Annotated in this window: 12 protein-coding genes and 2 pseudogenes; 11 read left to right on the top strand and 3 right to left on the bottom strand. The window is 45.7% G+C overall.

Features of this window, described 5'->3' with window-relative positions:
• The first annotated feature begins 28 nt into the window (after nucleotides 1-28).
• Both QUA57_RS20765 and modA read left to right on the top strand, forming a co-directional pair.
• Complete coding sequence (locus tag QUA57_RS20765) at nucleotides 29-586, top strand: thioredoxin family protein (RefSeq protein WP_333063360.1); 558 nt, start codon at nucleotides 29-31, stop codon at nucleotides 584-586.
• Between the two features lie 179 nt (nucleotides 587-765).
• Entirely contained in the window at nucleotides 766-1572 is an 807-nt protein-coding gene (gene modA / locus QUA57_RS20760) for a molybdate ABC transporter substrate-binding protein (protein WP_333063359.1), read from the top strand.
• Here the strand turns inward: modA and QUA57_RS20755 are convergent, their stop codons facing one another.
• Nucleotides 1573-1782 (bottom strand): hypothetical protein, encoded by a 210-nt coding sequence (locus tag QUA57_RS20755; protein WP_333063384.1) that lies wholly within the window; start codon nucleotides 1780-1782, stop codon nucleotides 1573-1575.
• Here QUA57_RS20755 and modB point away from each other — a divergent pair.
• The 8 genes and pseudogenes from modB to QUA57_RS20720 form a co-directional block, all read left to right on the top strand.
• A pseudogene (modB, locus tag QUA57_RS28755) lies at nucleotides 1691-2227 on the top strand (molybdate ABC transporter permease subunit); the annotation flags it as partial. The gene QUA57_RS20755 and the pseudogene modB sit on opposite strands and share 92 nt — an antisense overlap.
• Nucleotides 2210-2909 (top strand): annotated as a pseudogene (locus QUA57_RS28750) (sulfate/molybdate ABC transporter ATP-binding protein); the annotation flags it as partial. The pseudogenes modB and QUA57_RS28750, both read left to right, overlap by 18 nt.
• A gap of 644 nt (nucleotides 2910-3553) precedes the next feature.
• Nucleotides 3554-3952: a peptide-methionine (R)-S-oxide reductase MsrB gene (gene msrB, locus QUA57_RS20745; RefSeq protein ID WP_333063358.1), complete on the top strand. Its 399-nt coding sequence runs from the start codon at nucleotides 3554-3556 to the stop codon at nucleotides 3950-3952.
• 131 nt (nucleotides 3953-4083) lie between these two features.
• Complete coding sequence (gene pyrH, locus QUA57_RS20740) at nucleotides 4084-4812, top strand: UMP kinase (protein ID WP_071884014.1); 729 nt, start codon at nucleotides 4084-4086, stop codon at nucleotides 4810-4812.
• On the top strand, nucleotides 4799-5347 hold the full coding sequence (gene frr, locus QUA57_RS20735) for a ribosome recycling factor (protein ID WP_333034638.1): 549 nt from the start codon (nucleotides 4799-4801) through the stop codon (nucleotides 5345-5347). Before pyrH ends, frr begins: the two co-directional genes overlap by 14 nt.
• A gap of 87 nt (nucleotides 5348-5434) precedes the next feature.
• Nucleotides 5435-5827 (top strand): hypothetical protein, encoded by a 393-nt coding sequence (locus QUA57_RS20730; RefSeq protein WP_333063357.1) that lies wholly within the window; start codon nucleotides 5435-5437, stop codon nucleotides 5825-5827.
• Nucleotides 5828-6298: 471 nt separating this feature from the next.
• Nucleotides 6299-6751 carry an NADAR domain-containing protein gene (locus QUA57_RS20725; RefSeq protein WP_333063356.1) on the top strand — a complete coding sequence of 151 codons (453 nt, stop codon included), beginning with the start codon at nucleotides 6299-6301 and terminating at the stop codon, nucleotides 6749-6751.
• A 370-nt stretch (nucleotides 6752-7121) separates the two neighbouring features.
• The gene (locus QUA57_RS20720) at nucleotides 7122-10127 is read left to right on the top strand and encodes a GAF domain-containing protein (RefSeq protein ID WP_333063355.1); all 3006 of its coding nucleotides are present in this window, start codon (nucleotides 7122-7124) and stop codon (nucleotides 10125-10127) included.
• Nucleotides 10128-10134: 7 nt separating this feature from the next.
• Here the strand turns inward: QUA57_RS20720 and QUA57_RS20715 are convergent, their stop codons facing one another.
• On the bottom strand, nucleotides 10135-10911 hold the full coding sequence (locus QUA57_RS20715; RefSeq protein WP_333063354.1) for a pentapeptide repeat-containing protein: 777 nt from the start codon (nucleotides 10909-10911) through the stop codon (nucleotides 10135-10137).
• Between the two features lie 260 nt (nucleotides 10912-11171).
• A complete protein-coding gene (locus tag QUA57_RS20710; protein ID WP_333034648.1) occupies nucleotides 11172-11816 on the bottom strand; it encodes a pentapeptide repeat-containing protein in 645 nt (214 codons plus the stop codon).
• 958 nt (nucleotides 11817-12774) lie between these two features.
• Between QUA57_RS20710 and QUA57_RS20705 the strand changes: the two genes are divergently transcribed.
• On the top strand, nucleotides 12775-13212 hold the full coding sequence (locus tag QUA57_RS20705) for a helix-turn-helix domain-containing protein (RefSeq protein WP_333034650.1): 438 nt from the start codon (nucleotides 12775-12777) through the stop codon (nucleotides 13210-13212).
• Nucleotides 13213-13430 lie beyond the last annotated feature (218 nt).

Raw genomic sequence — 13430 nt, 5'->3', positions numbered from 1 at the left:
CAAATCCTGCTCTTCACCTCCTGAAAACATGAGTTTACTAATGGATACAACGGGTACTCCCATTAACGGCTACGCTCCCGATTTTGAACTGCCGGGAGTGGACGAAGAAGTTCACCATTTAGCTCGATACTTAGAAAAATTTCGGGCGATCGCGGTGATATTTATGTGCAATCACTGCCCTTACGTGCAGTTGTATCTCAATCGCATGAAAGAACTTCAAGCAGATTTTCAAGATCGAGATGTTACTTTAATCGGGATTAATGCTAATGATGCAAACCAGCATCCCGACGACAGTTTTGAAAACATGAAAATTTTTGCTGCCAACAATCAACTCAACTTCCCGTACATCCGAGATGTTGCTCAAGATGTGGCTGAAAGTTTTGGGGCTTCTAAAACGCCGGAAGTTTTTTTGTTAGACCAAGACGGCAGATTGCGCTATAAAGGTTTAATTGACGACAACGCCGACGATCCGGCGGCGGTGCAGGTTTCTTATCTGCGGAGTGCGATCGACCAATTGCTCAACAGCCAACCCGTTGAGCCTTCAACTACAGAGGCGATAGGCTGTTCCGTCAAATGGCGAGCATAGGCAGATTTAAAATTAACGTTCCGGCAGTAATTATTAACTGGTTCCCTGGCTGTGCCTGGGAACCTATTTCCAGAGGCTCTGCCTCGTCAAAGACTGGAGGCAAATTGGAAGTACAGCCTCCGAATCTGCTTTAGCAGGCAGAGCCTGGTAAGGAGTAAAAAGATTCAAAACAATTTTCTGTGAACTTAAAAAGTAGACCTATTCCCAACTTAATTCTCGCAGTCGCCTTCATGCTAGCACTGCTGATTAGTTGGAACTTATTTAAGAACTTTTCCTCAGTCGATACGCCGCAGCGCACCTCCTTAAACGTATCCGCTGCTATCAGTCTATCGAAACCTTTAGAGGAAATCAAAACTGTTTATCAAAGCAGTAATCCGAATTTTACTATTACTTATAATTTTGGTGGTTCCGGTGCTCTAGAACAGCAAATTCAGCAAGGCGCCCCGGTAGATGTATTTTTCAGCGCCGCCACCAACCCAATGGATGCTTTGCAGCAATCCAACCTGCTAATTAACGACACGCGCCGCAATTTGCTGACAAATCGCCTAGTTTTGATTACTCCCAAAAACGGTGTTGCTTTGAGCGATTTCAAACAGTTGACAGATGCCAGAATCAAGAAAATTGCGATCGGCGAACCGAAAAGCGTACCTGTGGGCCAATACGCTCAGGAAATGTTAACTAAGCTTGGATTGTGGCAGCAACTCCAGCAAAAATTAGTGCTAGGAAATAACGTCCGCCAAGTGCTGACATTTGTCGAAAGCGGTAACGTTGATGCTGGCATAGTTTATGCGACTGACGCCACAGCCTCCGACAAAGTAACTGTGCTACTAAGGGCTGCCGAAAATTTGCACTCGCCCATTGTTTATCCGCTGGCAGTTATTAAAAACAGCCGCAATCCGGCTGCGGCAAAAGCGTTTGTTGACTTTTTGGCGGGCGATCGCGCTAAAATAGTATTTCAGAAATACGGATTTGGCATAGTTCGATAACTAATTAATTAGGGATTTTTTACCGCTGATGAAAGCAGATAAGCGCTGATTAATGCGAATGTATTTATAGATGGAATTTGATATTTCTCCGCTCTGGATATCTCTAAAATCCTCCGCTATTGCGACATTTATCACCTTTTTTCTGGGAATAGCGGCCGCCCGGTGGATGCTTTCAACTCGCATCAGAGGTAAAGCTTTGATTGAAGGCATTTTAATTTCTCCCTTAGTTTTGCCGCCGACAGTCGTCGGATTTTTGCTGCTGCTGCTGTTTGGGAGAAATGGGGCGATCGGGCAATTTTTGCTAAAATTCGACTTAACTATAATTTTCACTTGGCAAGCCGCCGCCATTACTGCCACAGTTGTATCATTTCCCCTCATGTACAAAACTGCTTTGGGAGCTTTTGAGCAAATTGATGCCAATCTTCTCAATGCAGCCCGCACTTTGGGAGCCTCGGAGTGGCAAGTCTTTTGGCGCATTATGTTGCCGCTAGCATGGCCGGGAATTGTAGCAGGAACTATTCTCGCATTTGCCCGCGCTTTGGGTGAATTCGGTGCGACGCTGATGTTAGCGGGGAATATTCCCGGACAAACTCAAACTATCCCGATGGCAATTTATTTTGCTGTGGAAGCAGGGGATATGAGGCAAGCTGCTATTTGGGTTTTGATTATTCTTAGTCTTTCTTTGAGCGTGCTAACTGCTGTTAATTTTTGGACTGATTTACAAAGGATATCGCCCAAACCAAATTCGAGTCAAAAACAGGAATCTCATTTTCCCAAGGCTGCCTCTTCTTCTACCACAAAGTCCACAACAAAACAATCTGAAAGCGGACTTTGTTTAAACATTTTTAAACCTCTCTCCGGCTTTGCCTTGGATGTTGGCTTCGATATCAGCCCGGAAGTCCTGGGAATTTTGGGCGCATCGGGTTCCGGCAAAAGCATGACTCTGCGCTGCATCGCTGGTTTGGAAACTCCCAGCAGCGGTAAAATTGCAGTCAACGGCAAGGTTTTATTTGACTCAGCACAGGGCATTAATGTACCTTCTAAAGACCGCCGCATCGGTTTTTTGTTTCAAAATTACGCTTTATTTCCTCACTTGACTGTGGCTGAAAATATTGCGTTTGGCTTGCAGCATTTATCTGAAAGCGAGCAAAAACTTCGGGTAAAAGAACAGCTAATTTCGGTGCAAATGTCGGGACTGGAAAACAGCTACCCGCACGAACTTTCGGGGGGCCAACAGCAGCGGGTAGCTTTGGCGAGGGCGATCGCCCCTTCTCCCGATTTGCTGCTGTTAGACGAACCGTTTTCTGCTTTGGATACTCACTTACGCAGTCAACTTGAACGGGAATTAATGCAGACTCTGGCTAATTATCGGGGAATTACTTTGTTTGTCAGCCACAATTTAGAGGAAGTTTACCGGCTGTGCAAAAATCTGTTGGTATTGGCCGAGGGGAGGCCGATCGCCTTTGATAGCAAAGAAAACATTTTCGATCGCCCTGGCAACTTCACTGTCGCCCAGTTGACTGGCTGCAAGAATTTCTCAGCAGCTAAACCGATCGCAGAAACTCTCGTGGAGGCGATCGACTGGGGCTGTACTCTGACTGTAGTCGAACCCATTCCCAAATCTCTAGTTTCTGTGGGAATTCGGGCTCATCAACTGATTTTTGTTAGCGGGTGCGATCGTGAAAATACTTTTGCTTGTTGGATCGCCTCGACATTGGAAACTCCCCACCGGGTGACATTATATCTCAAATTGCACTCGCCTCCCAATGATTCCCAAGATTATCACTTACAAGCCGAAGTTTTCAAGGAAAAATGGAGGGCTATTAAGGACAATCCTTTTCCCTGGTATGTTCATTTCGAGCCAATTAGGTTAATATTAATGGAAGCCTGAGTTAACTAGCAATATACCGTTAATCGTCAACACTCAACAGTTAACCGTCAACACTCATCAGCTAAATACATCTTAACCCAACCTCTAATCATGACTGAAAAACTTAAAAAAACCGACGCTGAATGGCAACAACAACTCACGCCAGAACAGTTTAAAGTCACCCGCAAAAAAGGAACAGAAAGAGCTTTTAGCGGGGAATATCACGACAACAAAAAATCCGGAACTTATAAGTGTATTTGCTGCGGCACTGAGCTATTTAAATCAGAAACAAAGTACGATTCCGGTACCGGTTGGCCGAGTTTCTACGCTCCCGTTAGCGAAGAAAATGTCAAGTGCGAGTCGGATAACACCTTGTTCATGCGCCGAACAGAGGTACTGTGCGCTGTTTGCGACGCTCATCTCGGTCACGTATTTAACGACGGGCCAAAACCTACCGGTCAGCGTTACTGCATGAATTCTGCTGCTCTTAATTTCGTCCCCAAGGATTAAATTTAGTCAACCGTTCTCAGTCAACTGTTCTGGAACAGACTTTTGGGTCTGTTCTGGGTAATTGATGTTCAAAATGCACCCGTACTGCTATCTTATGGTGGAGGCAAAAAGAGTAAAAAAATAGTGGCGGCATGGGGATGGTATATCAGCGAGTTTTGCTGAAGCTCAGCGGTGAAGCGCTTATGGGTAGCTTGGGCTACGGCATCGATCCGGTAGTCGTTCAGTCGATCGCCCAGGAAGTTGCCAAAGTCGTGTCGCAAGGCATTCAAATCGCGATTGTTGTCGGTGGCGGCAACATTTTTCGCGGGGTGAAAGCTGCTTCGGCAGGGATGGATCGGGCAACGGCTGATTATGTGGGCATGATTGCGACGGTGATGAATGCTATCACTTTGCAGGATGCCCTGGAACAAGCAGGAGTGCCAACGAGGGTGCAATCGGCGATCGCCATGCAAGAAGTAGCTGAACCCTACATCCGGCGGCGGGCAATTCGCCACCTCGAAAAAAAACGAGTAGTGATTTTTGGTGCCGGTTCTGGCAACCCTTTTTTTACTACTGATACTACAGCCGCTCTGCGGGCGGCTGAAATTGATGCAGAGGTGATTTTTAAAGCTACTAAGGTAGATGGGGTGTACGATTCCGACCCCCACCTCAACCCCAACGCGCGCAGGTATCAAACCCTCACCTATGCCCACGTCTTGAATCAAGATTTGCGGGTGATGGACAGTACGGCGATCGCCCTTTGCAAAGAAAATAATATTCCTATTATGGTATTTGACCTCTCGGTGTCGGGCAACATCTACCGAGCTGTAATGGGAGAATCTATTGGAACTCTTGTCGGAGGTTTTTGTGAAGTTAGCTGACGCAGAAGATCATATGCAAAAGGCAGTTGAGGCTACTCAACGGTCTTTTAATACTATTCGGACGGGACGGGCCAACGCCTCTCTCCTCGATCGAGTCATGGTAGACTACTACGGCTCTCCAACTCCGATCAAATCCCTTGCCAACATCGGCACCCCGGATGCGACTACGATCACCATTCAACCGTTCGATCGCACAGCGCTCAACTCGATCGAAAAAGCAATTTCCCTGTCCGATGTAGGACTCGTTCCCAACAACGACGGTTCAGTTATTCGCTTGAACATTCCGCCGCTGACGAGCGACAGACGCCAAGAATTTGTCAAAATGGCCGGGAAGTTTGCTGAAGAAGGTAAAGTTGCAATTCGCAATATCCGCCGCGATGCCGTTGACTCGATTCGCAAGCAGGAAAAAAGCAGCGATATCTCTAAAGATGAATCCCGCGACTTGCAAGATAAAATTCAAAAGCTGACGGACAAGTACATTGGCAAAATAGAAGAAGTTCTGGCAGCGAAAGAGAAAGATATCACGACTGTTTAGGGAATCGGAAATTTGGCAGGGGGAATAGGAATAGTTTTGAGATTGCCGAGATCCGGCCGCGAACAACGAGCAGACGCTTAATGATTTGTGAGTTGTGAGTTAAAAACTCAAGATTTAACACTCATTAACTTACCAATTCCTCCTGTCCCATTACCAATCACCCATTACCAGTTGTCCGGTGAAGGAATTCGTCCTGCCATTGTTAGCGGATTTAAGGCTGCTGAGGCGATCGATCGAGCTCTTGGAGGTGCCGACGACGCTAAGGAGCCGTACACTCAATCGATCGCCCAAGAATGCAACACTGATATGGTTTGGGCTAGTCGCTTGGCCCGAGCCTTCTATCAGTTTACAGGAGCTGTTTATCAAGCGGGCCTCCAATTTCCGAGGACTACTCAGTTGATCAGCAAAATTTTGTGTAGCAAACTGCGTTATGCCGATATCGCTAACCGCGCTTTTCATTCTTCTGAGGCCGTTTTATAATGAAGGAAGAGGGAATAATAAATACTCTTAAATCCCCATTGCTTATTCTTGATTTCAAATTCTTAATCCTTAATTTAAAAATAGGAATTACGCACTAAGCTAATCCGCCTTTAAATTGCATGGCTCAATAAAATTTCACTCTTGTGGAGTGGGCCGGAAAGCCCGCCCTCAACACAAAACTTAAATGGACAACAGCTTATTCCTCAGAAAGCCAGTTGATTCCTAGATTTTTACTTGCCCAACCCGCTTTTTTCCAATAAACTGGGTTTAAAAGCGTACCTGCTATTTTAAATAAAGTCTATGCGAGGAGTTTTTAATACAAGCCCCGCGCTACTTATACAATCAATCTCAAATACTCCTGGAGGCAACAAGTGGTTTGACACGTTACTAAGAGCGCGGTAAGGCGCTTCAGGGGCAGCTTAAATAATTACATTCTACCTACATCCTGTAAAATATAAAATCTCAAATCTAATGATAATTTACTTTTATAAAGTAGAGGAGCCTTACGGCTGCTTTTCTAATTTTTCACTACACGACATTTCTCTGCACGGTCAATATTGGTTGACTGTGGAACATTACTATCAAGCCCAAAAATTTGTCAGCACGGATAAAAGATTAGTGGCGGCGATTCAAGCCGTAGCAACTCCTCAAGAAGCCGCTAAACTAGGTCGAGATCCCAACCACCGGATTCGCGATGATTGGGAAGCTGTGAAAATTCCTATTATGCGCGAAGCAGTTTTAACTAAGTTTCTGACTCATACAGACATTCAAGCGATTCTCCTCTCCACAGGGGATCGAGTGATTGTTGAGGATTCGCCAACGGATTACTACTGGGGGTGTGGCTGGGACCGAACCGGTGAAAATCATTTGGGTAAAATTCTGATGAGCGTGCGCCAAGAAATTGGTCAACGCTTTGCGCGCTGATAGAAACTCAAATTCTTTCGTTAATTATCATTATATGAAGTTATACAACAAATGTCAAGTTATCCTAACAATTAAGAATTCTCATAGTGAGAGTTGAAGATTGCGAGAAATTTATAAGAGCATTAAAATAATAATTATTATTTGCTTAAGTTGCTCTGCCTGTTGAAGGCAAGGATTAAACCGGCGCGATCGCAGATTTTACTTGCCCCAGCCCACCCGAGGCGATACACCGTCGTCTCTCACCAATGCGCCACCGATTAATTGTACAGATCGGTTGAGTCAAAAACTCAGGGTGAGTTATTTGAGTTTGAACGCTCCAACAGCACATCAAAACTTCTTATTATCATTGTATAAGTACAAAAGGAGATTTATGCAACTCACAGAAAATACGGAAGAATTACATTATAAACTAGACAGAGAAGTTTTGATACGGCGGATAACAGAACGCATTCGCCAATCTCTAGAATTAGAAGATATTTTAACCAGTACAGTAGCAGAAGTGCGGGATTTTTTGAAAACAGATCGCATTATGATTTACAGGTTTAGTGCCGACGGGAGTGGAGAAGTTGTTGCGGAATCAATTAATAACAACCATCTCCCTTCCTTGAAAGGACTGCACTTTCCCGCAGACGACATTCCCGCGAGCGCCAGGGAGATGTATGTCACTATGCGCCAGCGGACAATAATAGATGTTAACTCAGGGACGATCGTCCTGAGTCCCCTAGATGCTGCAGACACCGGTCAACCTTTAGTAAAGGAAGAGATGCACTACAGATCGCTCGATCCTTGCCACACCGCTTACCTGATAGCAATGGGAGTGCAATCTTCCTTAGTCGTGCCGATTTTGCACCGCAGGATCGCGTCGCCAAACAGCAAAACAGATATCTGTGAGGCGGCCACGTGTCTGACTAGATACGAGCCAGGAAATAATCAAAAAATTCACATCGAACTGTGGGGACTTTTAGTGTCTCACCACTCCGCGCCCCTCAATATTTCACCAGCAGATTTAGAAGTAGTTCAGCTCGTATCAGATCAATTGTCTAGCGCCATCGCCCACGCGCTCCTCCTCCAGCAAACCCGCTCTCAAGCCGCCCGCGAAGCTACCGTGAGCCGCATAGCAGCCCTGTTGTACGGTCACGTCAACATTCAACTGCAACAGGGTTTAGAAGCTACCGTCACCGCTTTGGGTGGCAGCGGTGGCCGACTCTATCTCAACCCGCCGAAAATCAACGGTGAAAAGTTATCTGCTCCCAAGATTGAGGGAGGATTTCCCATTGCCCCAGCCCACAGTGATGCTACCTTTGAAGTGTTCACCACAGGAGAACAACCGACACTTCCCAACTGGGAAAAAGTTAAGGCGCTCGAAGCTCATCCCCTCTGGCAGGAATGGCTAACCAAAGGATTCAAAAATACGGACCAACTTCCCAAAATTGCCAGTTTTACTAATTCTCAATTCCCTGTTTTGATAATTACCGACTTATACAAAGAAGCTCTATTTAGAGTATTAGTTCCCGCTTTCCAATCTACTCAAATTCAGGGTTTGCTGGTAATTCCCCTCCACTACCAACAACAAGTAGTCGGCTGTTTGACCATTTTTCGCAATGCAATTGATACCGAAAAAATGTGGGCGGGGCGCTTTGACACCAGCGCTGAACAAACCCTTCCTAGACAATCCTTTGAACTCTGGCGAGAAATAAAAAAAGGTCAGTCGCCCGAGTGGAATTACGAGGAAATTGAGCAAGCTTTAGCTATAGGCCGCCAATTTTGTTCGGCAATTGGGCAGTACATTCTTTATAAAGAAGTGCAAACCCTGAATGCCAACTTGGAGCGCCAAGTTCAAGAACGCACCGCCCAATTGCAACAATCCTTGGACTTTGCCAAAGTATTGACGCGAGTTAGAGACCAGATTCGCAGCACCTTAGATTTAAAAATCATACTGCAAACTATTGTGCGAGAAGTCAGAGTTTTGTTGGATACCGATCGCACGGTAATCTACCAATTTGCAGCAGACAGACAGGGCGAGGTAGTTGTCGAAGCTGTTTGCGGCGAGTGGCGGTCTATTTTAGGTATCACATCTCCACAACAATGCTTTCCCGAATTCTCAGACTGCTTTTATCGAGCCGGAGGGGTGCGAGCAATTAATGATATTTATACTGAGGATTTAACACCCTGTCACCGCGAATTTTTGGAAGAGTTGCAGGTAAGAGGAAGTTTAATTGTGCCGATGAGAGGCAAAGATTCCCAATTGTGGGGGTTACTGATTGCCCATGAGTGTTCGGGGCCGAGAGTTTGGCAAACAGCAGAACAGGAATTGGTGCAACATTTAGCGGCTCAAGCTGCGATCGCCATTCACCAAGCAGAACTTTATCAAGAAAGTCTCAATGCAGCAACTGCCGATCGATTAAAAGCCGAACAGCTAGCTAAAACCCTCACAGAATTGCACAATACCCAAGCCCAACTGATTCAAACCGAAAAAATGTCCAGTCTCGGACAACTCCTGGCCGGAGTCGCCCACGAAATAAATAACCCCGTTAACTTTATCTACGGCAATCTGTCCCACGCCAGCGAATACACCAAAGATTTACTCTGCTTGGTGGAACTCTACCGCCAGCACTACCCCAATCCCAACCCAGAAATTAGCGAGTGCTCCGAAGCAATCGACATCGAATTTCTTGCCGAAGATTTGCCAAAAATTTTGGGTTCCATGACAGTCGGAGTTGAGCGCATCCGCCAGTTAGTTGTATCTTTGCGTAATTTTTCCCGGACGGATCAAGCCGAGAAAAAAGCCGTTGACATTCACGAGGGCATAGACAGTACCCTGTTGATTTTGCAGCACCGGCTCAAAGCAAATTCCGATCACAACACCGTAGAAATTATTAAAGAATACGGCAAGTTGCCCTTAGTAGAATGCTATGCCAGCTCGCTCAATCAGGTATTTATGAATCTGATCGGTAATGCCCTTGACGCCCTAGAAATGGGAAAAAAAGAGCGAGTTATGAATCTTCCCTTTAAAGTGGCAAGTGCAGCGGCGACGCATTTAAGCTCCCAAATACTGCCTATCGAGTCAGGAGATATAAATGCCACCACCGAGTGTTTGATTCCTGATTTCCCATCCCCTTGCATTCGGATTCGCACTGAATTAATCGATGAAAAAACGGTAGGAATTTGTATTGCCGACAATGGTCACGGCATCCCCAAAGAGTTAATCTCTCATATATTTAATCCGTTTTTTACTACTAAACCCGTAGGTCGGGGCACGGGTTTAGGATTGTCTATCAGTTACCAAATTGTAGTTGAGAAACACCAAGGCGTACTTAAGTGTGTTTCTGTACCCGGTCATGGTACAGAATTCTGGATCGAGATTCCCATGAATTAGGCAACCGTCAAGGCAAGATTAGCTTCACCAGCACAGAACCGATCGAGCCCAGAAGACTCATAAAGTTGCCACCGCCGCCCGTGCGGGGTTCCGTAGGCTTTTGACGTGCAACAATGGCTTCGCCTAACTGCTTTGACAAATCCTGACCTTGGGGATTTCCTTGAGCTGCAAAGAGTTTGTTTGCTTGCTCGGCGTCTTGAGTCGCGCCGGCGAAGTCTCCCAAGTCAGCGCGAGACATACTGCGCGCAAAATAAACGGCTGCTAAATCCGATTTCAGATTCAGGGCTTGATTGTAATAATCAATCGCGTTTCTGTAGTTTCCTGCTTGAGCTTCCAGCACTCCCAACCGGTAGAAGTCTTCAGCGGTGCCGATATTGGTTGGCATTCCTCTAACTCCGAGCAGTTGCGCGTTATTTAAATTAGCGCCTTGCAAATTGGCGTCGCTGAGATAGGCACTTCTCAAGTCAGCACCGCTGAGGTTAGCTCCGCTGAGGTTTGCCCCTGTCAGGTTGACGCCAAACAGGCTAGTGCCGCTGAGGTTAGCACCGCTGAGGTCAGCCCCCGTGAGGTTGGCTCGACTGAGGTTAGCCAACCTCAAGTCAGCACCTTTGAGATTGGCTCCTGTTAAGTTGGCTAAAACCAAGCCCGCACTGCTGAGGTCGCAGTTGGGGCACTGTCGGGTGGCTAGTAATTGTTGCGTGTGTTGGATGTTCTCGGCGGGTGCAGGAGCGATCGGGGCGATCGCGCTTAGCAGCGTTGCAGCAGCGAGGATTCTGAGTTTCATTTTAACCGTCCAAAATCCAAAATATTAAATCTAAAATAGCTTTTATCGAAGCAATTGAAAATCACCATAACACAAGTTCACCCAACAAATCTTTTGACTTGCCGTATGTAGGAGTTCTGTGCGCCATCAGCACCCTACATTGAAGTTCTCGGCCTTACCTTAGTGTCAAATAAAGATTTCGCTGCCAATAAATTAGGGTAATGAATTACTCATTACCCTTTAGCCGCTGTTCTCGGCAACCATAAAAATTAACAAATAAATTAGTCGTGAATCGTGCCGTCGGGCATCGTTGTACCCTTAAGATATACTCCGCTCAGGTTAACTTTTGTAAGGTTGGCTCCCAACAGGTTTGCTCCGCTTAAGTCTGACGCACTTAAAATCGCTTCAGTCAAGTCTGCCCTAATTAGACTCGCCCCCATTAAGTCGGCTCCGCTAAGGTCTACTTTGCTCAAGTTTGCGCCAATTAAATCGCATTCTGTGAGTACCGCCCTACGCAAGTTTACTCCGTAAAGATTTACTCCGTGCAAGTCTGCATGGCTGAGTGTTGCCCTAGATATGTTGGCTCCAATTAAAGTTGCTTGGATCAGGGAAGCTCCGCTCAAGTCTGCTTTACTGAGATTCGCTCCCATCAACTCAGCTCGATGCAGGTTAGCTTCAACTAAAAGTGCTTCTGTGAGGTCGGCTCCACCTAAGTCTGCTTTGCTCAAATTAATCTTGCATAAATTGGCTTTGCCAAAGTTGACTCTGTTAAGTTTGGCTTTGCTGAGATTGGCTCCAATCAGGTCGGCTTCATACAGATTGGCTCCAATCAATTCTGCTTCGTAGAGGTAGACCTCGTGCAGGTAGACCCCGCTAAAATTTCTTTCTCCTATTGCATATAGCTTGAGCAGTTCGTCAACGTTCATTGTGGCTTCTCTACACCTTTTAAATGAAGAATACTGTCAGCAAGCTGGTTACACCGGATGTTCTGCAATTTTAGATTCTGAAAGATTCACACCCAGGGTGAGACTTCCCTCAATCTGCAAGATTTGAGGTGGAAAGTGCTCAACTACCCATAACTTTTTGTGGGTAGTTGAGCTTACTGAGTAGGCGTGTGACTAAGATCACAAAAAAATGCTAGTAGGATCACATAGAAACTCGGCTTTCGATCACAGCAGGCAGGCAAAAATAGCCGATACTTATACTGTAATGCTGAAAAATTGACAATGCCACCCTCGTCGTGTTTTACTCAATTGGCGATAAAGCCAGTAGTTTCACGGATACTTGCCCGCTTGCTGTGAAAGTAGGTTGCAATGTCACTCGGCGCTACCCACTCCGGGTGATGAGAGTGTTGATGTATCAAGATTTCTCGCACAGCGAAAGCCAGAAATGCACTTCTGGGAGTAGGGGAATGTCTGTATAAAAATGCGATCGCTGGTGTAGAGACATTCGCCTGTTTGCTAGCACCTAATGACTAAAAATCGCCCATACGTTCGCAAAAATTACCAATAGATACCAGGAAAACCATGATAGATGTTTAACAATAAAAGAATAAATGGTATTCCTTAAGAGTCACCTATTGCCGCTAATCTTAGAGTCGATCGGTTAACGGCTATCAGTATTAGCAATGACGCTTGTCCATCAAATACAAAACTGACCCAGAAACCGGGTTTTTTACCAAAAAAAATCGTTGCCACCTTGCTCCAGGTTAAAATAATGCGGTTTCTGAGCGTCTGAGTGCCTCCCGGAAGGAAAAAGTTTAATGAGAACGATCGCTTTTGTATGGCTTCAGGGCAAACAAAAGGTCAGCATTTAGGATAGGAGCAGCTTTGGCTCCATTGTCCAACAAAGGTATTGTAGAACGCGAATCTTGAGGTAATTGATATGGCTGGAGTATGTAAGCTTAGTATCACAGAGACAATTGAAGAACTAAAAAACCTGTTAAGTGAACAAAAAACGGCAAGCGGCTTTCAAAAAATTCAAGCACTTTACCTGTTCAAAATTTGTCATGTTAAGACAGTTAAAGAATTGGCTATGACGATCGGGGTAAATCGAATTACAGTCCAGCGGTGGCTGAGAAAGTACCGCTCTGACGGACTCGAAGGACTCCTCGAAACAAAGCACAGCGGCGGCCGCAAGCCTGCCATTCCTCCTTTGGCACGCGCTAGTTTGGCAATGCGCCTCAGCGACCCCCAGGAAGGCTTTAAAAGCTATGGAGAGATTCAAGAGTGGTTGCAGCAGGAATACAGCATTGAGGCTTCCTATAAAGCAGTTTATGCAACAGTCAGATACCAGCTAAAAGCCAAGCTGACGAAAGTCTAGACAGTTCATAGCACGTCGGATTAAGCACCGATTATCTAATTGTTTGCCGTCAGCTTTTGAAGATTGTGGGGAGTTGCGTCATCACGACAAACTTGACTAATTCTTTTTTAACAAAACTCGATCTCATAAACTGCGGAGCATATACAGCAAATTCCATGTAAATGTGGTACACTACATTCAGTACATCAGCAGAAAAAATGAAAGCTTATTCGCTCGAG

Origin of the sequence: Microcoleus sp. Pol7_B2, from assembly GCF_036701035.1 — a bacterium.
Lineage (GTDB): Bacteria > Cyanobacteriota > Cyanobacteriia > Cyanobacteriales > Microcoleaceae > Microcoleus.
This window is presented reverse-complemented; position numbering and strand designations above follow the sequence as displayed.

Excerpts from the sequence above, each read along its gene's own strand:
- QUA57_RS20765 (WP_333063360.1), top strand. The coding sequence starts at position 29 with ATGAGTTTACTAATGGATACAACGGGTACTCCCATTAACGGCTACGCT.
- QUA57_RS20755 (WP_333063384.1), bottom strand. The coding sequence starts at position 1,782 with ATGCCTTCAATCAAAGCTTTACCTCTGATGCGAGTTGAAAGCATCCAC.
- msrB (WP_333063358.1), top strand. The coding sequence starts at position 3,554 with ATGACTGAAAAACTTAAAAAAACCGACGCTGAATGGCAACAACAACTC.
- pyrH (WP_071884014.1), top strand. The coding sequence starts at position 4,084 with ATGGGGATGGTATATCAGCGAGTTTTGCTGAAGCTCAGCGGTGAAGCG.
- QUA57_RS20725 (WP_333063356.1), top strand. The coding sequence starts at position 6,299 with ATGATAATTTACTTTTATAAAGTAGAGGAGCCTTACGGCTGCTTTTCT.
- QUA57_RS20720 (WP_333063355.1), top strand. The coding sequence starts at position 7,122 with ATGCAACTCACAGAAAATACGGAAGAATTACATTATAAACTAGACAGA.
- QUA57_RS20715 (WP_333063354.1), bottom strand. The coding sequence starts at position 10,911 with ATGAAACTCAGAATCCTCGCTGCTGCAACGCTGCTAAGCGCGATCGCC.
- QUA57_RS20710 (WP_333034648.1), bottom strand. The coding sequence starts at position 11,816 with ATGAACGTTGACGAACTGCTCAAGCTATATGCAATAGGAGAAAGAAAT.
- QUA57_RS20705 (WP_333034650.1), top strand. The coding sequence starts at position 12,775 with ATGGCTGGAGTATGTAAGCTTAGTATCACAGAGACAATTGAAGAACTA.